Raw genomic sequence first — 19,389 nt, forward strand, 5'->3', positions numbered from 1 at the left:
TTCTCCTTGATCAGATGGTTTTGAGGAATATATCCATTAAACGGATTCCGCAACCATTTTTAATGAAATGTTTTAAAATTATTTTTTCCAGAGAACTAAGGAATAAAAAATTTCTTCGCAGCGCACAATTGTCAAAAAATTTCTGCATAATTTGCGCCACTCTGTTAATACTTCCGGTTAGCGACGCAATAGCGACGACGATGGCATTCCTTCCAGGGCATTGGGAAGGGATGGCTCCTCAATCGATAGAGGGAACGGGTGAAAAACCGTTCGAGTTGTCTAGATTGGGTCAATTCTATGCAAGCAAAGCCTATTTGATAAAGATCAAAGATACATTTCGAGATCAAAAAGACCCCGATGCGATGGAGTATCTGCGCGCTCAACTGTCGAAAGAGCAATTTCGCGAAGCCTGTTTGCGATTTAAAACGGACTATGTCGTGAGAGACAGCGTCGAGATCCAAAACAAGATAAGAATCGATCGATCCGTCTTCGATTGTAATCTATCTCGTTGGGAAGAATTTTCTTCAATCGGCAAGAAAGATTTGTTCGAAGTATATGAGAAGTTGACCCGGGATTCATTCCCTTTCGTTCCACGGAAGCAAAGTAAGGAAAATAGCGGCAAGGTCCTCAATTCCCCGAATTTACAAATCTTTATGGTGGACGGTTCGTTTTCCTTTGCACCTGAGAGAAAAGAATTTATGTCCCAAATCGAGGCGTTTTCCTGGCGACCCGAAACTCGATTTCGCTTAGCAGTTTTTGGAGAAGGTTATTCCAGGATTTTTCCCGAATCATCCCGCGCAGAATTGAGAAATCAATGGAAAGATTGGAAACCAACCGGTAAATCAACGACCGCTGATCTGGGCAATTCTTTGGTTCGATTGCGTAGAATTCTGGTTTCCGAAGATAAAATGGGAACCAAACCGGATTTATCCGTAATCATACTGACCAATGCAAAAGACGGAAAAAATGATAGCGTCTACCCGGCGGCGATCGAAGCCCTTCGCCAAATCGGATGTAAAGTGACCATTTTATATTCCTCATATTCCGGGCCGGAATCGAGAAGACCGCATAAGGATGCGGTTAGCCGGGGCGCGGACTTTCGTGAGGTTACGTATTTCCAACGAATCGTGACGGCAAGAGATTCCAAAACTCTCGTCTTTCAGGGTGGACGCTTGTACACAACACCGCAGGTTTTAGATCCGAATGCAGAAATCGATGAAACGGTTCGCGAAAAAGTTGAAATGAACGGTTCCTATTCTGCCGGAGAATTTTTAAATCCTTGGGCTCTTTCGGAAATTTACGAAAAAATCCGAAAGGAAAAAGTCATTTCTTCCGAACCGGTCCGCAGTAATTTTTCCATCGTATTGGCTAAATCAATTGCAGGCTCCCTTAAAGATCGGTTTTTAAATTCCGGCAAAAAAGCGTTAATAAAAACCAAAGGAAGAGCTTTTTGGATGCAATTTCCCTCTTTTTTCGAACTATCCGAAGGTAAAAAAGGTGCCTGGAAAGTTACCTTTCTTTCTTCCGCATCGTCGCCCGAGGGGGTCGAAGTACTACCGGAATCGGTTGAGGCGTATCCCTATCCCCCACCAAAGACTTTGGATTGCGATCCTTCGAGCGTAAGAAATTATTTTCAGAATACGGAGAAATCAAAATTCGATTGTTTGGTGAGGGGGGAAATCTTGGAACTCTCCCGTCCCTGATCAGCCAATGGAAGATTTTGAATTCGTTGCTCTGTCGCCCGTAACAAAAAGACTCCTGGATAGAATCCGGCAAACTTCGGCTTCGGAATTACCTGTTCTCGTCTTGGGGGAAAATGGTACGGGAAAAAGTTATGTAGGAAAGTTATTTCATTCCTTTTCAAAACCGCAATTTCCCGGTTTTATATCCATAGATTTCGGATTAGCGGAATCGGAGGGGGAAGCGAACGAAATTTTCTCCAATTTGGAAGGCAAGGATCGAAATCTTATTTTGATCGAAGGGTTTTCAAAATTAGGAAATAATAATCAAGTTCGACTTCTGCAAAAAATCCGGGCCGAAAAAGGCCGAAATCGATACATCCTCGCGGAAACTCCGCCACTCAATGAAAAAGTTCGTCAAGGAATTTTACAGGAATCTCTTTTACTGGAAATTCAAACTTTGCAAGTACAACTTCCCTGCTTGCGAGATCGTAAGGAGGATATTCCGTCCCTAGTCCGTTTCTTTTTAGAGGAAGTAGGTAAGCGATATAATCGTAAGAGTATTAAAATTTCCGAGAAGCTTGGAAACTTTCTGCTCGAATACGATTATCCGGGAAATTTGCATCAACTTCGGAATCTTCTGGAAGGGATGGTTTCCATGCATAATACTAAAACTCTGGACATTAAGCATCTTCCGCCGGAATTATTCGAGACACGATACAGAAACGAAAACGGATTGGAAGTCCGGACCGGTATTCCGTTACGTGACTATGAAAGGGAAATTATTAGAAAGAATTTACTACTCGTAAACGGAAATAGGGAGAAAGCCGCGCGAATACTGGGAATCTCGGAGAGAACAATCTACAGAAAGATCACCGAGTTTGAATTGTACGATCCTGACGACGAAAAAAATTCTCCACCCGCCGGAGAAAATAATAAATAGTGTCTTCCTTTTCGGCTCCGGTTTTAATCTTTCGATTGATATCGATGATGAAGTCGTAGAGTTTGAGTAAATCCTTATCCGAAAAAAGGGAATTTTCCTTTCGCAACCGCCTGAACATATGGCTTTTTCTTCCAGGGGAGTAATTTTGCATTTCCAGTAAATCCGACTGTTCTTTTTCGGAGAGAACAGTATCGTAAAAGCGCGAAATCACTTTAAATTTTCGTAATTTGTCGGTATGATCTTTTAGCAAGGAGAGGAAGAGTAAAAGCGAATCCTTACCGATTCGGAACTTCGAGAATTCTTTTGCAAAACGCAAAGAGTCCCGTTCGAAAAAGAAATCCAGGACTTCAGGTGCGCTAAACTCCGAAGATTGAAACAATACTTCCTTTAAATCCTCCAGCTTAAACGATTTCTTCCCTAAATATAATTTCATTTTTTCAAGATTTTTTAAATAAGAACCGGCGCTGGGATTCACCCTTAAAATAAATTCCTCTTCGGCTTGGTCGTCTAGTTTTACGTCGGCCTCCTTAGATGCTCGGAGCACGGCTTCTCTTCGTTTATCAGGATAGATTTTTCCCGATTTGAAATATTTCGTCTCCGACCCGAATAGGGAGATTAGTTCTTTGGAAATGTCCCAATGATCATAATGGACAAGAACTTTTACCGATTCCGGTAAAGAGGAAAACCGGGTTCGGGTGCCGAGTTTCGATTTACCCTTACCTAATAGCGGTTTGAAAAAATCGGTGCCCGATTTAATTACGAATAACTTTCGTGCCGCGAACATATCCAAATTCATGGCTTCGTTTTGGAACGCTTCCAGGTCTCCGGGCTCCGACACGAAGACCACTACTTCAAATGCGTCACCGGATTTACGAAATGCTTCCCTATAAAGATCGCTGACTAGTCCGAATTCGTACGAGTCTTCGGAAACGACGAACAAAACCTGAGGCAGTTTTTCGATTCCCCCTTTTGCTTTATGGAGAAAGTCCAGGAGATTTTCGTAGGAGGGAGCGGAAGATTCGCGAGTACCGGATACCACAGAAGCATTTTGCGGTTAAATCCGGGTGAGTCAAGCGGATGATCATGGAAATCCGGCTAAAGCTCGAATCGTTTACTGCCGATTCTAGAATTGGAAAGGATAGACTTTCCTTTCCGAAAAAGTATGAAAATTAGCGACGGAATTCAGAGGATTTCTTATCCGGAGGAAGTTCTTACGTACGTGAAGCCGATTTTAAATCGGACGATCGTTCCTCCCGTCGATCCTATAAAGCAGAAAGATTTTTCGAACTTAGGTCAGAATCTAAAGTTTTACGGACCGGAAGGAACTAGCAAAGTCGAGGAATCAAATTCGGCAAAGGGCCGCCTATTCGATTTCTACGCTTAATCCAAATCTGCTCCTCTTATTTTTCCTTTCCCAAAAATTCAGACCAAATCCTATGATATAGGAAAAATTTTCGAATCGGGAATCCCAAAATATTCGTATAAGAGCCCGTAAAGGATCGAACCGGAGAGTGGGGATCTTGAATCCCGTAGGCTCCCGCTTTATCATACGGCTTACACCTTCGAACATACTCTAGAATTTCATCCCGCTTCCAGGGTAAAAAAAGAACTTTGGAAACGTCATAATCAAAAATTTCCTGATCACTATTTCGAATCGCCATACCGGAAAGAACTAGATGCGCGCGATTCGTTAAATCGGTTAGCATAGATATCGCTTCTTCTTCGTCGGTCGGTTTCTGAAGAATCGCTCCGTCTCGAACGACTATCGTATCTGCGGAAACTTGGACATCCAAAGTATTTCGAAGACCCGGACCTAGTTTGGCGATAGTAATTCTTTTCAGATATTCGAGGGAGTCTTCCGTACCGAAAGAAGCTTCATCCACATCGAACACATCCACAAGATAAGAGAGTCCAAGCGAGTCGAAAATCTCGCGCCTTCTTGGAGACCGGGAGCGTAAGATCAGCATTCATCCATGTTTCAAGAAAAGCCTTGCCAGGCACTCCTTTTCCCGGTATCACTGGACGAACGGATTGCAACGATGAAACATTTTCTTCGGATATCTCAAAAATCTTTTGCTATCGGATTTATTCTACTATTAGTCTTTAGCCTTACTTCGAAATCATCGGCTCAAACGGGAACGGCGGCAAATTCGAAGGAGGAAAGCAATAAACATTCCTCCGATTCGACATCCCCTTCAGTAAGCAACCCGAATGCGGACCCGAAATCGAGAGCATACTCGATTAGGAAAAGATCATGGATAGTGCTTCGCTATCTGCGGACAACGTTATTGAATTTCGGAAGAAAAAACGAATGGGATGCGCTCATATCAGAATATTCGAAAGTCGAATCCGCCTTTCAAAGAGGAGAATGGGATTCGGCTTCAGCATCATTCCAGGTCTTAAAGGGAAAATTGGATCAAATAGCGGAGACCCAATCCAAGGATATCTTGGCAAAATCGGATGCGCTGGAAAAGGAACTACAACCGAAAATCGTAGATTTAAAAATAGAGAAGGATGCGGAAGGACGGCAGTACGTTCCCGTCATGGAGAAGCATCTTCAGATTTTTCGCGATACTTGGCTCGCGGGCAAAGGAGAGAGAGAATCCGGTAATCAAGGACAAGGACTTTACTTCGCTAAGCAGGGACTGCTCCATCTATATAAAGCGAAGATACTTTTGGAAAAAACGAAAGAAGGAAAATTGGAACCAGAGGCAAAACTTTCCAAAAATCGCGTTTTAGAGACGGATTATCTTAGCCCAGAAGAGGTAAAATATTGGGATGATTGTCTGGAATTGCTGACCGAGTCCGAAGAAATCCATCGTAAGAAAGAAAAGGAGGCAATTCGGAAAATCTATCAGCAAAGAAGGGGGTCCTTGCCTCCCGGGGCGACACAAGACGGCTCTCCCGAAGCAAAAACGACATCCGGAACCGAAGCGGGAAAGAAATGAATTTTCCTGGTCTGCCTTAAATATCGGAATGCTAGTACGCATGAAAATGCATCGAAACATAATTAATATATTACTAATATCTCTCGTATCGGTTTCATTGCCTGGTTGTCGCGGGATGAATCTACAGAATTTTAGAAATATCACCTTCGACAAGACTTGTAGTTGGTTGGATTTATTTTGCGGAAAAGTGAAGGTCGTTCCGGATTTATCGGATTGCGATCCCTTTCACGAGGAATACGAAGGCTATAGTCATTATATCGATCGAGGCGTTTTAAAAGACGAGTATAAGATTAGAGAGAATCCAAAACCGTCGAAGGAGCCTGTCGATCCTCTGGAACCGCTCCCCAAAAAACGGGAACTGGATCGCGATACTCGCACGGACTACGGGAATAATATGCGATTGGACTCGAAAAAATTATTCGAACGATATGATGTTGCGGCGGGCCGTAAAGCCGACTACAGAAGATCTGAACATCCTTGCAGTCCCGTTGAAGGAGATGGAAGGCCTAAAGTGAATTATTCGGAACCAAGTAAAGAAACAGGTGGAGCAAAATTTTGAGAAACATATTCGATATCAGCGGAAGAACAGTTTTAGTAACGGGAGCTACCCGGGGAATCGGAAGGCAGATCGCGCAGGGATTCAAAGATGCAGGTGCAATCGTATACGGCACCGGATCCTCTTCGGAATCTATTAAACGGCTCGAAGGATCGGGTATAGAAGGATTTCCTGCGGATATTCGGGAAATCGGGGCGATGGATTCCGTCATCGAATCCATCGTAAAGAAGCATGGAAAACTGGATGTTCTCGTCAATAACGCGGGAGTTGCTACGAATTTACCCGCGGCCTTTTTTAAGGAGGAAGATATACAAAATGTTACTCAGACTAATTTTGTTGGTGTTTTCCGTTCCTGTCAGGCGTATTATAAAATACATAAAAAGAAGGGCGGAAATATTATAAATATCGCATCCGTTCTGGGAATACGAGGAACAAAATTCGCCTCGGTGTACTGCGGAACTAAAGGTGCGGTGGTGAATATGACCAGAGCTCTTGCAGTGGAATGGGTAAGTTCCGGTTATCGGGTAAACGCCGTATGCCCGGGATTTATAGATACCGATATGACGGAGATGATCAAGGAGAAGCCGGAAGTTCTGGCTCAAATGAAAGTGAGAATTCCTATGGCTCGATTAGGAAAACCCGAGGATTTAGTCGGAGCCTCGCTTTACCTTGCGTCCGATGCGGCTGCGTATGTAACCGGACAAACTATCGTCGTAGATGGAGGCGTAACCTCTATAATATGATTTTATCCATACACCCAAAAAATCCGGAGAAGAGGATCCTTGGACAAGTTTCGCATAGATTGTCCGAGGGGGGTGTATACATATTTCCGACGGATACCGTTTACGGTTTGATTGCCGACTCTCAATCGCATAGCGGAGTGGAGAAACTTTACAAACTAAAAAATATCCCCAAAAATCAGCCCTTATCGTTGCTCTGCCCTAACATTTCCGTAGCTTCGCATTATATAGAACAACTTTCCAATGAGGCATTCCGTCTAATGAAGCGGATAACTCCTGGACCCTTCACTTTCATAGTGAAGGCGAATAAGCATCTTCCTCGGGTTTCTTTTACCAATCAAAAGGATAAGAATATCGGGATTCGTATTCCGGATTCGAGATATCTTCAGGCCTTAATGGAAATCCATCCGAATCCGCTAACATCGACCTCCGTCTTCATAAAAGAAGAGTTTATTATCGATGTAGAGATGTTGGAAGAGGAATACGGGGACCGCGTCGATGGAATTGTAGACGGCGGCATATTCCAGGTAGAACTTTCCACAATTTTGGACTGCACCGGCGACGGAATTGTGATCACGCGTGAAGGTAAGGGGATGGAATTAGTCGCGAATCTCTAATTCTTTTCCTAAATTCTCCACATAATGTCGGTGCTGGGAGAGATCATGCAAAAAAGGCAATTAGGTAAAAGCGGCCTTACGGTTTCGGAAATCGGTTTAGGCTGTATGGGAATGTCCGACTTTTACGGAAAAAGGGACGATGCGGAATCTATTGCGACGCTACATCGGGCTTTGGAATTAGGTGTCAGCTTCTGGGATACATCGGACATGTACGGTCCTTACACCAACGAAGAGTTGATAGGCAAAACGATCCGCGATAAGCGGGATAAAGTAGTACTCGCGACTAAATTTGGAATCATGAGAGATCCTAATGATCCGCAAAAAAGGGGGATCAATGGGAAAGCGGAATATGTTAAGCAAGCGTGCGAAGCTAGCTTAAAGAGATTAGGTACGGATTACATCGATCTTTACTATCAACATAGAGTAGATCCGAATACACCGATAGAAGAGACGGTAGGTGCGATGGCGGAGCTGGTAAAGGAAGGAAAAGTCAAATACCTCGGTCTTTCCGAAGCCGGTATCGATACTCTCCGAAAAGCTTCCAAAGTGCATCCGATCTCGGCGCTCCAAACGGAATATTCTCTTTGGAGCCGAGACCCTGAGGACGGATTGTTGGATGCTTGTAGAGAACTCGGAATCGGGTTTGTCGCTTATAGCCCGCTAGGGAGAGGTTTTTTAACCGGGCAAATTACAAAATTTGAAGATCTGGATCCATCGGACTATAGAAGAATGTCGCCTCGTTTTCAAGGGGAGAATTTTCAAAAGAATCTGGACCTGGTCGCTAAAATTCGAGAGATCGCAAAAGAAAAGTCGGTAGCTCCGGGGCAATTGGCATTAGCATGGGTTCTCGCTAGGGGAAACGATATCGTTCCGATCCCCGGCACCAAGCGTAGATCGTATCTCGAAGAGAACACTAAGGCAGCAGAGATAGTCTTGTCGACCGAAGATTTGAAACGAATCGATTCGATTGCACCGAATGGAGCGGCTTTCGGAACTCGTTATCCTGAATCGATGATGAGCTCGGTGGGAAGGTAATTCGACTTTCGAGACATCTCGGCTTTACGCAACGACTGAATAAAGCCGAGGTGTCCTTAAGAATTTCGAATTTGTCGGAGTTCCTTGCCGGATATTTCTAAGAAACGATCACCCGAATATTTTTTTCCATTCATCCTCTTTAAAACCGATTAAGCCGAAAGTATCCCCTAGTACAAATGGGCGCTTTACGAGATTCCCATTTTTTGAGAGCAACTCGAATTGATCTTCTATACTCATCTTGGACAATTTATCTTTTAGACCTAATTCTTTATAATCGCCCCCTGAAGTATTGAACAAACGTTTAGAGTCCCCGTTTAAGTAGACTAACATTTTTTTCAATTCGGCCTTCTTTGGAGGAGTTTCGCGGATTGCCACGGTTTCAAACTCGGCTTTTTTAGATTCGAGATATTTTAGAGCTTTTCTGCAGGTGCTGCAGTTTTTGTACTCGTAGACTTTCGTTTTCAATGTGGGAAGTCCTCCCGATTTGCTAGTTCCCAGAGTCTTCTATTTATGTCTTCTTGGCAAGACATTCCTTAAGAAAAATCTTTGCCTTGAAAATACTCGATTTTGCCGATAATATCTTTTAGGAACCGAGACCGTGCTGAATAAGAAGACTACGCTAACAGGCAGACAGAAAGCGGCTATCTTTTTAATTGCCGTAGGCTCCGACGTATCGTCCGAAATCTTTAAGCATCTAAGGGAAGATGAGATCGAACAAATCACGTTCGAAATCGCCCGACTGGATAAGATCACTCCCGAGGATAAGGAGAAAGTTCTCGTAGAATTCAACGAGCTTATGATGGCTCAGGAATTCATCTCGAACGGAGGTATCGATTTTGCCCGCGGTCTTTTGGAAAAGGCCTTAGGAAATCAAAAGGCCATCGATATCATTAATAGGCTGACCTCCAGCCTTCAGGTTCGCCCCTTCGACTTTATTCGAAGAACCGATCCTCAGCATCTTTTGAACTTCATTCAAAACGAGCACCCTCAAACAATTGCACTTATTCTTTCCTATTTGGACCCGCAAAAAGCTTCGAACATTCTTTCCAACTTGCCTCATACGATTCAAGCGGAAGTCGCAAAGAGAATCGCTACGATGGACCGTGTTTCGCCGGACGTTTTACGGGAAGTAGAAAGGGTTCTCGAGCGGAAGCTCTCGACTCTCGCCAGCGAGGACTATACGTCTGCGGGAGGCATCGACTCAGTAGTTGAAATTTTAAACTTAGTCGACCGTGGAACCGAAAAGACCATTATCGAAGCGTTGGAAGAAGAAGACCCTGAATTAGCGGAAGAGATTAAAAAAAGGATGTTCGTCTTCGAAGACATAGTTCTTCTCGACGACCGTGCGATCCAAAAAGTCTTGCGAGAAGTTGACAACTCGGATCTGGCAAAGGCGCTTAAGTCCGTCGATACGGAAGTCCAGGAAAAAATCTTCAAGAACATGTCTAAGCGGGCCGCGAATCTATTAAGAGAAGATATGGATTTTATGGGACCCATCCGAATTAAAGACGTGGAAGACGCTCAGCAAAAAATCGTAAATATTATTCGTAAACTGGAAGAATCCGGAGATATCGTTGTGGCTCGTGCTGGAGAAGACGAGCTAGTTATGTGAGGTCCCTAGTTTGGGCCGATCCGTTTCGCGTCGATTAACGTTCATTCTTCTGCTTATTTTACTGGTCACGCAGTCCGGTTGCGCTAGGAGAAACGATTATCCCTCTTTCATCGATTTCAGTAACTTAAAATGGGAAGGTATTTGGCTGACGGATCCGAAATGGGCTGAGGCTGAATCGACTCCTGCGAAATCGAAAAAAAAGATTTCCGTTCACGACGATGGCTGGATAAAATTAGCATCTTTTCCGTTTGCTTTTACTAAAATATTCCCGATTGCTCCCGGCTCAGGTCTTCACGAAGTGGAAGCGAAAGCCGTATTCGAACTCGATAGGGATGAAGAACTCTTAAAAGTTCCTTCGGGAATCTATTTGCCCGACATCGGAGAAAATTGGATAATCGAGTTGAATGGAGTCCTACTGCGAGAAGAAAGATCCGGCGAAACCGACGGGGGTTTTTCTAAACGAAGATCCTTAAAAGGGCTGATCATTCCTATTGATTCCGGTATTTTGAAACCTGGCCAAAATGAAATAAAGATACGTTTTTTCGGAAAAGCCCCGGTTACAAAATATGTAACTAACGATCATTTCGGATTTTACCATGCAAGCGGATTTAGAATTTCCTCTTTGGAGGAAATTTACGACTCCACCTCCGAGTATTTGGACATTTTCCTCTTCGGAATCTATTTTATTTTCGGATTCTATCATGTGTTATTCTATATAACCAGAAGACAAGATTTATACTATTTGTATTTCGGATTCTTTTCACTTTTATCATCGGTATACTTTTATTCGACATCGTATCATATATATCATAAATTCGTTAATTTTCAAAACGGTCCGGACACGAGCTACTTTTATAGACTGGAATTTTCAAGTTTGATGCCGATCGTTCCCTTGTTCATGCTATTCATACGGGATTTTTTCTACCAGAAAGCGGGAACGTTTTGGACGATTCGGATGTTTTGTGCCGCAAGTTCGATTTTTTTCATCGCGACCTGGGCACTTCCTTTCGAATATCTTTTACCTAATCTTCGGCTGTTTCAGTTTTTGTTGATTCCGATGCTGTTATATGTCTTGTTTTTCTCATTTCAGGCTATTCGAAAGAATAAACCGGACTCGATAAAACTCGTCGTCGGAATCGGAATTTGCGTAATTTTCGGCCTCTGGGATACTTTGGATGCAATCTATAAGATAATCGGAATTCATTACCCGTATTTCAAGATCGCTTACTCCGCATTCATCATAATCATCATCAGTCTACTAGTTTCGAGATACGTAAGCCTCTATCGAGAATCCCAGCAATTAAATTCGGAAATTTCGGAACAAAGGGACGCTTTCTTCCGTTTTGTTCCTTCAGAATTTATTTCCATTCTGGATCGAAGAGGCCCGGTCGACATCAAGATCGGAGATTCGCGTGAAAAGACGATGTCGGTATTCTTTGCGGACCTAAAAGGATACACGTCCATTTCCGAACGATTAACTCCGGATGAGAATATAAAATACTTAAATAAATATTTTTCCGGTTTCGAGGATATTATTTATAAAAACGCCGGATTCATTGATAAGTATATCGGCGACGCGATCCTCGCTTTATTTTCCGACCACAGTGAACGCGCAGAAAAAGAGAGATTCAATTCCGCAGATAATGCTCTTCAATCTGCGATAGATATGGTTCGTTTCGTAGGGACGATAGACAACGGTAAAACGGGATTGGCGGATCTTGGGATTGGAATTAATACCGGACCCTTGATTCTCGGCACGGTTGGAAGCGAAAGAAGAATCGATACGACGGTCGTGGGCGACACCGTAAATCTCTCGTCAAGAGTTCAAAATTTAACGACTTTCTATAAAACGAAAATTCTGATTACCCATCATACGTATCTCCGCTTAAACCTGCTTTCCGATATTAGAGCCAGAGAAATAGATACGGTTATAGTTAAAGGTAAAACTCAGCCTGTCATATTGTACGAAGTGTATGAAGCGGATCCTCCGGAACTCGCGGATTGGAAGGATACGGCTAGATCGAAGCTTACGGAAGGGATTATTCTGTATAAAGTGGGAAATTTTAAGGAAGCCTTTTCGATTTTCCGCGAATTGTACAAGGAAAAGCCGCTGGACAGCGTAGTTCGCTTATACGCGAAAAGAACCAAATTATTTTTAAACCAACCTCCTTCCGCGGATTGGGACGGCGTTTTTAGGCTGCATCGCAAGTAATCTTTCGAGTAAAAAAATTTCCGAATACGAATTCTTCGGGAACGTCCGAAAAAGACCTTCTGTCAAAGTAAAACAGTGTTTCGCTCAAAGCCAAACCCACTTTTAAGAACAGCTTGCCTATCAATTTGGTTGGCCATATTTTTTCCTGTTCTTCTTTCCTCAAAGGAAGTCGTACCGAGATTCACGTTAGAAGATCAAAATGGAAAAAAATTTTCCTCGGATGCCGTCAACGGCAGGACCTTCTTCTTTTTGGGCTGCGGCTTTCACGATATTGTAATTTGTAGAAAACACGGAAGGAAGATATACTGGAAGATGCAGACGATGTTATCGGACGATGATACTGTGGAGTTTTTTGCCTACTTAAATCTCCGATTTGCTCCGAAACAGGTTTTTGAATATATTTCCAGTCAAAAAGAAAAGGATTATGAGAGTTTATTGCTGGATAAAAATGGATTCCTTTCTGAAGGCCTACAAGACGGTAAATCTTTTCTGAGAATATACTCTAGAAACGGATTATTAATTCATAAAGAATACTTTGCTACCGTAGATGATTCCACCGTTTCGCGTCTTTTCGAATTCGTTAAAAAAGATAGGTTAAAAGGAAGGAAATGAAATTTATATATTTCTTTCCGATCATTACGCTATCATTCGGCTGCGTTCAGAAAAATAAGATCGCAGCGGAATATTTCGAAAATTATTTTAGATACCAAGATTCGATTCGAAAGGATTTTAAAGAGGGGTCGGTAAGTCGTATATTGTACGGAAATCCCGAACCTTCGGATGAAAACGAATTCGTTCAGACCGGCGATTCTTTGACGATGGGAATGCGTCTAGTCAAAGAGGGTCAAATCTATCGACCGGATATGCTCGATTTTGCGCCGACGGTAACGCCGGAAGCTCCTTACGGTATTTTTGTAGAAGCAAGAAAACATTATTTCGGAGAACATCCGATTTATAAAATTAAAAGAGTTACCGAAATGATTTCCCCGGAATTGAGCGTAATCGATGTGTTACCTCATATAGAATCTTTTTTGGATCATATTCGCAATCCTTTAGCGGGTGATTTGACAACGGTTTCTACTCTGCAGGAATTTCTCTGCGCGAATCTAGAATGCGACATGGTCAGGGATGAGAAAGTGATCACGCTTTCTTATACGCTTTCAACTAAGACGAGAGAAAATTTTCCTTTGGCATATCAAAAATATGGAAAGCGTTTAGAGCAAGCGGCCTTCCGGTTGCAATTATTTCAGCCGGGAGGATTTTCCAACGGATGGGAAATTTATAATGAAGGAAAAACGATTTATCTTACTATCCCCGCTTCTTCGAAGGGATATTGGGCAAAGCCCAAAAGTATCCATGCACGATTTTACTTAACTCTAAGCGTATTCGGGCTAAAAATCGAGATTCGAGGCTTAGGCTATTCTCTTCGCTTTGCCCGAAATTCCAGGACGGATATGGTTTCAGGGCAGTTTACGAAAATTCCCGAAACGAAAGTCGGAGGTAGGTTTCTTTCGATTTTTCCCCCTGGCTTCGTAAATATTTTTATACCCGGCAATATGCAGGAGTACTTCGAAAATTATTTTGAACTCTTAGTCAACGGTTCGGATGGAAACGGAGGAAGCAAATTCGTATCAATCACGCACCGTAACGGACGACGGACAAAAGTAGTCTTAACTTCCCAGTCGGAAATCTTACGGGAGCGTTTCTTGCCGTTTCGATCCAAAGAGGAAGAGGATTCTCCGAGTTTCGTCTCGGAATTAGAAAGGGCAATCGTTCAGGACTTATACGGGAAGAAATGAGAAATTCCGTTAATTCTTATCCGTATGCTATTTCGGAATTTCGAGCGCAAATGATTTTGCCCGGCTTTTCACTTTGGAAACGATTTCAATTTAGAAAGTTTCTAAAACTGCTTGACTTAGCGTCTTTTAAAACGAATCTATGAAGGGTTCGGTTTTGCAACTGAATCGTGAAATTTTTGAACTGTGAGCGGAGGAATCATGGAACTCGCCCTCTTTACCCAACAGGGTCTCTATTTTCTAGTTAAATATATCCACTTTCTAGCGGGTATTACTTGGATCGGAATGCTGTACTATTTCAATTTCGTCCAAGGACCTTTCTTCAACGAAACCGATGCGGAAACGAAAAAGAACGCAACTCAAAAACTTGTCCCAAGGGCACTCTGGTGGTTCCGATGGGGAGCAATGATCACGTTCCTTTCGGGAATTTTAATGATAGCTCTTGCTCTCGCCAGCGGGATTCCTCATAATTCCCAATGGGTGGTCGTAATTCTCGTAGGTGCGGTATTCGGTACCTTTATGTGGGCGAATGTTTGGTTCGTAATTTGGCCGAATCAAAAGGTAGTGATTGCAAAAGCAAAAGGCGAAACGACCGTTGATCCGGCGCCGAACGCAAATCGCGCCTTCGTCGCGTCAAGAACCAATACGCTTTTTTCCATCCCGATGTTATTTGCTATGGGAGCTGCGAGAAATCTGCCATTAGCGTATAGCCCGAATAAACTGGGACTTTTCTTAGGGATAATCGGACTCATTATTCTGATTTTCGAAGTGAACGCATTAGTCGGGGATCAAAACGGTCAGACCGTAAAGCCGATCAAATCCGTAAAAGCCGTAATCACGAGCGGTGTAATATTCTCGCTAGTTACGTATCTTTTGATGGAAGCGCTGCTAACCGCATAGGGATGAATAAAATGAATCGTTCCCATAATAACGGGTTCGGTAAAATGAGGGGCGGTTTTAACCGCCTTTCTTTTTATGCCGGCATATTTAGTTTTTCTTTTATGATTTTTTTTATTAACTGTAAAGGAGAGGAAAATCTTTCTCCGGAACAAAAATTATCCGCAAAAGGAAAAGGAATTTATATCGCCAATTGTACGGCCTGTCATAACCAAAATCCTAAGTTGGACGGAGCCGTCGGGCCTTCGGTCGCGAACTCTACGTTCGAATTGCTAAAGGTACGGATTCGGGACGGCGAATATCCGCCAGGTTATAAACCGAAACGGGAAAGTAAGTTGATGACCAAGTTTCCATTTAGCGACGAGGAAATTTCGGCCTTAGAAGCTTATTTAAAGCAATAATTTCGGTTTGCATCGACCTGAATCGCTGAATCGAATTGTTATAGTGAGAGAGTCCGAGCGATCGATTCTCTCGCTAGTTTTACGGAAAATTTTACCCTATCAATTTCTTCCGATGGAAATTCGTACATTCCGCAAAATATCAATAATTTGTTTATGAATTTTTCCGTTAGAAGCGACTACTTCCGCCTGCCCCGAAAGAAAATGTTTTCCTTGAAAGTCCGTTAACTTTCCGCCCGCTTCGGTAAGGATAACGGAACTTGCCACCGTATCCCAGAGCTTAACTCCCTTTTCCCAGATGCCGTCCAGTACTCCTTCCGCTACCCAGCAAGTATCTAAAACGAAGGATCCGGTTCTCCTCATCGATCGGCCACAGCTTATAAAGGCTGTGATATCCGAAATTACTTCGTTTAGAATTTCTTTTCGATTTGTGGGAAAACTCGATACTAGCAGGGATCGAGCCAGCGCGTCCGTATTTGAAACGTCGATTCGCAAACCGTTTTTAAACGCGCCTTGGCTTAGGATTGCGGAATATCTTGCATCCAATTCGGGGGCAAAAACGATTCCAGCGACAGGAGTTTCCCGGTGCTCCAATCCTATCGATACGGCATACAAAGGAATTCCACGAACAAAATTCATGGAGCCGTCGATCGGATCCAGGACCCAACGAAAAGAATTGCTACCTTCGAACCTATAATAATCCTCCGATATGATTGAATCAGCCGGAAAATTTTGACGAAGGAACTCGATTAAGAATTTCCCCATCAGCTCGTCGGCTTTCGTAATTCGCTCTTTTTCTTCACCCTCGGTTACGATGCCGAAGACCCGAATTTCCTTCTGCAATTTCCGAGCGGATTCAAGAACCAACCCTGAAATCGATTGAACGGACTTGATCCGTTTCTTAACTTCTTCAAGGGGAAAATCTATCGGAGGGGCAAGTGATTCCATTGGCGTACGACTCGAATTAGGTTAGGTCCGTTCTTCCCTCAAGATCTTCCAAGCCATATTCCCGGAGGGGGACACGATACGCTCCGATGTATACGAACGGAGCCAGGCATAGAGGGATTCCCGGGCGGATTCTTCAAGAGTCATATTGTCTGGTGTTAGCAAAAGATCAACAACTTGCCGGAAGGAAATAAAGTCACGGGCAATCTTCGAGGAAGAACTTTCCAAAAATCGAGCGGTTAAAGTTAAGTATTCAACCGCCAAGGGTTCGAAGATGCGCCCTAAGAGCCAATCCTTAGAGGTTACTCCGAGAGTTTCTGTAATGATCTTAATTTGCCTAGAATAATCGACTTCGTCAAAAATTTCGGAATAAGTATGCCGAAAACTATCATGGTGCTCCGTTCCTACTTGGACCATAAATTCGGATTCGCTGTACTTTCTAGGAAAAAAATCGACGGTCAGTCCGTCATCGACTACTAAATAATCCAGCGGAACGACTCTCGCGAAGTAATAGATTCTCTTAGTGTTAACCGACATAGTTCTTCCTTGAACGGCCGGAGTCACTATATCGATCTTGTCCGCTCCTCCTAGATACATTAACTGAAAGCTGAGCACTAAAAGATAAGGGGGAAGATGTTTTTCCCAGTACTTGGGCGAATTTTCCCTAAAAATTTGGTCGTCCGGATAAAAGGGTTTAACTAAAAAAAGCCTGTCGCTGTCTCGCTTAGGTCTTGGTTCAGGCAGCACAAGACAATTTGAAACTAGCTCGGGAACTAAATTCTTCGCAACTTCTAAAAAGGCCCTCGCGGCAGGAAAATCGACCTCAAAAACGGAACAAGAAGGAAGAACAAAGTTTTGTTCAAATTCTAAGTAAGGAGTATGTAGGTTATCCACAAAAATCGAATGCTCGGAATTTCTTGCCGATGTTTCTTCCGCCAGTAAGGAATTTAGTTCGATAATCTCCTGTCGGTTCATCGTTTATTCCGCGGGAAAATTCGAACTTCGAACGGTTTTAATAGTTTCCACCCTGCAAACGAATGTTTACGCGAGTGATTCATAATAATTTCATAATCTTTCGTTTTTCCCTTTCGAAAAACCTTTTCCACGTTCGGGCCGTAAAATGTGAACGGAACTCCTGCTTTTCGGAGAATTCTTCTATATAGAAGCATAAAGGAAATAGGATGTAGACTGGCCCCGACATATATGACGGATCCTTTTCCGAACCGGTTACAAGTTATCACCGGAGTTCCTGAATAGAATTTATTTCCAGACGCATATTTGGCCCAAACTTCCGCAGTATCGGGTTCTAGAATCTCACATATTTTGGAACAAGTGCCGGGAAGAATTCTGAATCGAAATTTGACCCTTTGATTCCCTACGGCCTCGAATTTTCTCACCCTGATTCCGGCCATATCCTGAAATGGGCCAGGGGCCTGAGAATCCAGCATCCATCCGTTTTTATCCTTAATGCCTGCCCTATACCCGAGAACCAGCGTGCCCCCGCCTTTTACATAGTCCCGTAAGTTCCGCACGACCTGGTCGTCTATCATCGAATAGAGAGGTAGAATTATGATTTTGTATTTTGAAAAATCGGTTTTGTCGGCAGGAAGAAAATGCGTATTTACGTTCAAAATATTCAGTCCTGCAAACCAAGTAGCCATCTCGATGTCGTAACCGACTTGAGCAAAAGGAACCGGAGAGAATTTCAACCCGGTCGAAACGGGCTGGTGTTTGAAATTTCTGGCATTGTCGATATCGTGTAAGACCGCGACTTCTGCCGGAAAAAATTCCGGGGCAAAATCCGAAGCTTCCGGAAGTATTTCGGATATGCCTGCCTGTAATTCGAAGTATCTCTCCGTCGGAGATTTATCATGATCCAAGATTCCGTAACAAAGCTGCTCCTGTCCGTAGCGAGCCGTTCGATACCGAAAGAAAACGATTTGCTCCGCGCCCTGCGCTATCGCTTGTTTCATCCAAAGTTTTATTTGGCCGGGTGCAGGTAAATAACCCAGGACATCATGCCCCTGAAATCCGGAAATTTGTTCCATTACGGTAAAGGATTTATTTTTTAAACCTCTATTATATTGGTGCATGGCGGATACGAAAGGATGGGGAAAGGGTTCCTCTTGCTCGCCCCAAGTCGGATAATTATCCCATGAAACGTAATCCAAATCTTCAAAAAGTTCGGACATGTCAATGATGGGAAGAAAGGGGCTAGGATATAAGTTTGTAGTAAGCTTTCTTCCCGGTGAATACTCTCGCAAAATCTTCGCTTGAAGTCTTACAAAATCCACGATGGTATCCGAATGAAATCGATAAAAGTCCTGGATCATCGAGGGGTGATAGTTTGCGGAAATATGCGCCCCGGGTATCGGAATCTCGTTCCAATCTCCGTAGAGAACACCCCAGAAAATGTTTCCCCATGTTTCATTTAGATTTTCGATCGTTTTGTACTTATTTTTCAACCAAAGCCGGAATGCTAGTAATGAAGTATCAGAATGATCGATATCGGAGCCCTCATGTCCTATTTCGTTGTCTATTTGCCAAGCGATTACGGTCGGATGCGAACCCAAAGACTGAGTCATTTTCGTTACGACTCGAATTACCGCGTTTCTATAATTGAGTGAAGAGAAGCAAGCTTGTCTTCTAGTTCCGATCGTTCGCTGAATCCCATCCCGAACCTGCATTACGTCGGGATACTTCCTGGCCAGCCAGGGAGGGAACGTCGCCGTGGGAGTTCCTAGAATGACCTTCATATCAAATTTACCGACTAAATCCAATATTCTTTCCCAGAAAGAAAAATCGAACTTCCCTTCTTCGGGTTCTATCATTCCCCAAGAAAATTCCGCGAGTCTAACGATCGAAAGACCCATGTCTTTCATGATACGAAGGTCTTCCTCCCAATCTTTGGGAGTCCATTGTTCAGGATAGTAATCAGCGCCGAATCTCATACGTTCTATTATTAAATAAGTAGAAACGATCTTCGTAAAAAGGTACCCTTCTTTCCAGAA

Annotated in this window: 20 protein-coding genes; 14 read left to right on the top strand and 6 right to left on the bottom strand. The window is 43.2% G+C overall.

The genetic code is table 11. The annotated features are described in order from the left end of the window. The first annotated feature begins 128 nt into the window (after window positions 1-128). Entirely contained in the window at window positions 129-1,703 is a 1,575-nt protein-coding gene (locus LEP1GSC047_RS18010; protein ID WP_039935761.1) for an LIC10012 family protein, read from the top strand. Between the two features lie 7 nt (window positions 1,704-1,710). After that, window positions 1,711-2,622: an AAA-type ATPase lid domain-containing protein gene (locus LEP1GSC047_RS18015; protein ID WP_039935486.1), complete on the top strand. Its 912-nt coding sequence runs from the start codon at window positions 1,711-1,713 to the stop codon at window positions 2,620-2,622. Here LEP1GSC047_RS18015 and holA read toward each other — a convergent pair. Continuing rightward, window positions 2,552-3,661 (bottom strand): DNA polymerase III subunit delta, encoded by a 1,110-nt coding sequence (gene holA, locus LEP1GSC047_RS18020; RefSeq protein ID WP_010416513.1) that lies wholly within the window; start codon window positions 3,659-3,661, stop codon window positions 2,552-2,554. The two genes, LEP1GSC047_RS18015 and holA, sit on opposite strands and share 71 nt — an antisense overlap. Before the next feature lie 123 nt (window positions 3,662-3,784). Between holA and LEP1GSC047_RS18025 the strand changes: the two genes are divergently transcribed. Then, a complete protein-coding gene (locus tag LEP1GSC047_RS18025) occupies window positions 3,785-4,006 on the top strand; it encodes a hypothetical protein (protein ID WP_010416511.1) in 222 nt (73 codons plus the stop codon). Between the two features lie 16 nt (window positions 4,007-4,022). Here LEP1GSC047_RS18025 and LEP1GSC047_RS18030 read toward each other — a convergent pair whose 3' ends face one another. Next, complete coding sequence (locus LEP1GSC047_RS18030) at window positions 4,023-4,589, bottom strand: nucleoside triphosphate pyrophosphatase (protein WP_010416508.1); 567 nt, start codon at window positions 4,587-4,589, stop codon at window positions 4,023-4,025. Window positions 4,590-4,661: 72 nt separating this feature from the next. Between LEP1GSC047_RS18030 and LEP1GSC047_RS18035 the strand changes: the two genes are divergently transcribed. The 5 genes from LEP1GSC047_RS18035 to LEP1GSC047_RS18055 are packed head-to-tail and all read left to right on the top strand — an operon-like array spanning window position 4,662 to window position 8,518. Further along, entirely contained in the window at window positions 4,662-5,570 is a 909-nt protein-coding gene (locus LEP1GSC047_RS18035; protein WP_020989168.1) for a hypothetical protein, read from the top strand. Between the two features lie 40 nt (window positions 5,571-5,610). After that, a complete protein-coding gene (locus LEP1GSC047_RS18040) occupies window positions 5,611-6,129 on the top strand; it encodes a hypothetical protein (protein WP_010416502.1) in 519 nt (172 codons plus the stop codon). After that, complete coding sequence (locus LEP1GSC047_RS18045; protein WP_010416499.1) at window positions 6,126-6,869, top strand: SDR family NAD(P)-dependent oxidoreductase; 744 nt, start codon at window positions 6,126-6,128, stop codon at window positions 6,867-6,869. The genes LEP1GSC047_RS18040 and LEP1GSC047_RS18045 overlap by 4 nt, the downstream gene beginning before the upstream one ends. Beyond that, window positions 6,866-7,483, top strand: coding sequence for an L-threonylcarbamoyladenylate synthase (locus LEP1GSC047_RS18050; RefSeq protein ID WP_010416495.1), 618 nt, complete (start codon window positions 6,866-6,868; stop codon window positions 7,481-7,483). Before LEP1GSC047_RS18045 ends, LEP1GSC047_RS18050 begins: the two co-directional genes overlap by 4 nt. A gap of 45 nt (window positions 7,484-7,528) precedes the next feature. Then, window positions 7,529-8,518: an aldo/keto reductase gene (locus LEP1GSC047_RS18055; protein ID WP_010416492.1), complete on the top strand. Its 990-nt coding sequence runs from the start codon at window positions 7,529-7,531 to the stop codon at window positions 8,516-8,518. A gap of 108 nt (window positions 8,519-8,626) precedes the next feature. Here the strand turns inward: LEP1GSC047_RS18055 and LEP1GSC047_RS18060 are convergent, their stop codons facing one another. Further along, a complete protein-coding gene (locus LEP1GSC047_RS18060) occupies window positions 8,627-8,983 on the bottom strand; it encodes a Spx/MgsR family RNA polymerase-binding regulatory protein (RefSeq protein WP_010416489.1) in 357 nt (118 codons plus the stop codon). A 133-nt stretch (window positions 8,984-9,116) separates the two neighbouring features. Between LEP1GSC047_RS18060 and fliG the strand changes: the two genes are divergently transcribed. From fliG to LEP1GSC047_RS18090, 6 genes are all read left to right on the top strand, one after another. Beyond that, complete coding sequence (fliG, locus tag LEP1GSC047_RS18065; protein ID WP_010416486.1) at window positions 9,117-10,130, top strand: flagellar motor switch protein FliG; 1,014 nt, start codon at window positions 9,117-9,119, stop codon at window positions 10,128-10,130. A gap of 10 nt (window positions 10,131-10,140) precedes the next feature. Next, on the top strand, window positions 10,141-12,342 hold the full coding sequence (locus LEP1GSC047_RS18070; protein ID WP_010416483.1) for an adenylate/guanylate cyclase domain-containing protein: 2,202 nt from the start codon (window positions 10,141-10,143) through the stop codon (window positions 12,340-12,342). Window positions 12,343-12,654: 312 nt separating this feature from the next. Further along, the gene (locus LEP1GSC047_RS22275; protein WP_238325612.1) at window positions 12,655-12,954 is read left to right on the top strand and encodes a hypothetical protein; all 300 of its coding nucleotides are present in this window, start codon (window positions 12,655-12,657) and stop codon (window positions 12,952-12,954) included. Then, entirely contained in the window at window positions 12,951-14,141 is a 1,191-nt protein-coding gene (locus tag LEP1GSC047_RS18080) for an LIC10025 family lipoprotein (RefSeq protein WP_010416475.1), read from the top strand. Before LEP1GSC047_RS22275 ends, LEP1GSC047_RS18080 begins: the two co-directional genes overlap by 4 nt. A 198-nt stretch (window positions 14,142-14,339) precedes the next feature. Then, window positions 14,340-15,038 (top strand): urate hydroxylase PuuD, encoded by a 699-nt coding sequence (locus tag LEP1GSC047_RS18085; protein ID WP_010416472.1) that lies wholly within the window; start codon window positions 14,340-14,342, stop codon window positions 15,036-15,038. 11 nt (window positions 15,039-15,049) lie between these two features. After that, entirely contained in the window at window positions 15,050-15,436 is a 387-nt protein-coding gene (locus LEP1GSC047_RS18090) for a c-type cytochrome (protein ID WP_020989030.1), read from the top strand. A 99-nt stretch (window positions 15,437-15,535) separates the two neighbouring features. Here the strand turns inward: LEP1GSC047_RS18090 and LEP1GSC047_RS18095 are convergent, their stop codons facing one another. From LEP1GSC047_RS18095 to LEP1GSC047_RS18105, 3 genes are read right to left on the bottom strand one after another with little or no spacing between them, the layout of a single operon-like run. Then, window positions 15,536-16,381, bottom strand: coding sequence for an inositol monophosphatase family protein (locus LEP1GSC047_RS18095; RefSeq protein ID WP_010416464.1), 846 nt, complete (start codon window positions 16,379-16,381; stop codon window positions 15,536-15,538). Window positions 16,382-16,402: 21 nt separating this feature from the next. Continuing rightward, a complete protein-coding gene (locus LEP1GSC047_RS18100; protein ID WP_010416461.1) occupies window positions 16,403-17,353 on the bottom strand; it encodes an LIC_10030 family protein in 951 nt (316 codons plus the stop codon). Beyond that, complete coding sequence (locus tag LEP1GSC047_RS18105) at window positions 17,350-19,329, bottom strand: beta-galactosidase (RefSeq protein ID WP_010416457.1); 1,980 nt, start codon at window positions 19,327-19,329, stop codon at window positions 17,350-17,352. The genes LEP1GSC047_RS18100 and LEP1GSC047_RS18105 overlap by 4 nt, the downstream gene beginning before the upstream one ends. Window positions 19,330-19,389: the final 60 nt, after the last annotated feature.

This window comes from Leptospira inadai serovar Lyme str. 10 (assembly GCF_000243675.2).
In the GTDB taxonomy this organism is placed as follows: domain Bacteria; phylum Spirochaetota; class Leptospiria; order Leptospirales; family Leptospiraceae; genus Leptospira_B; species Leptospira_B inadai.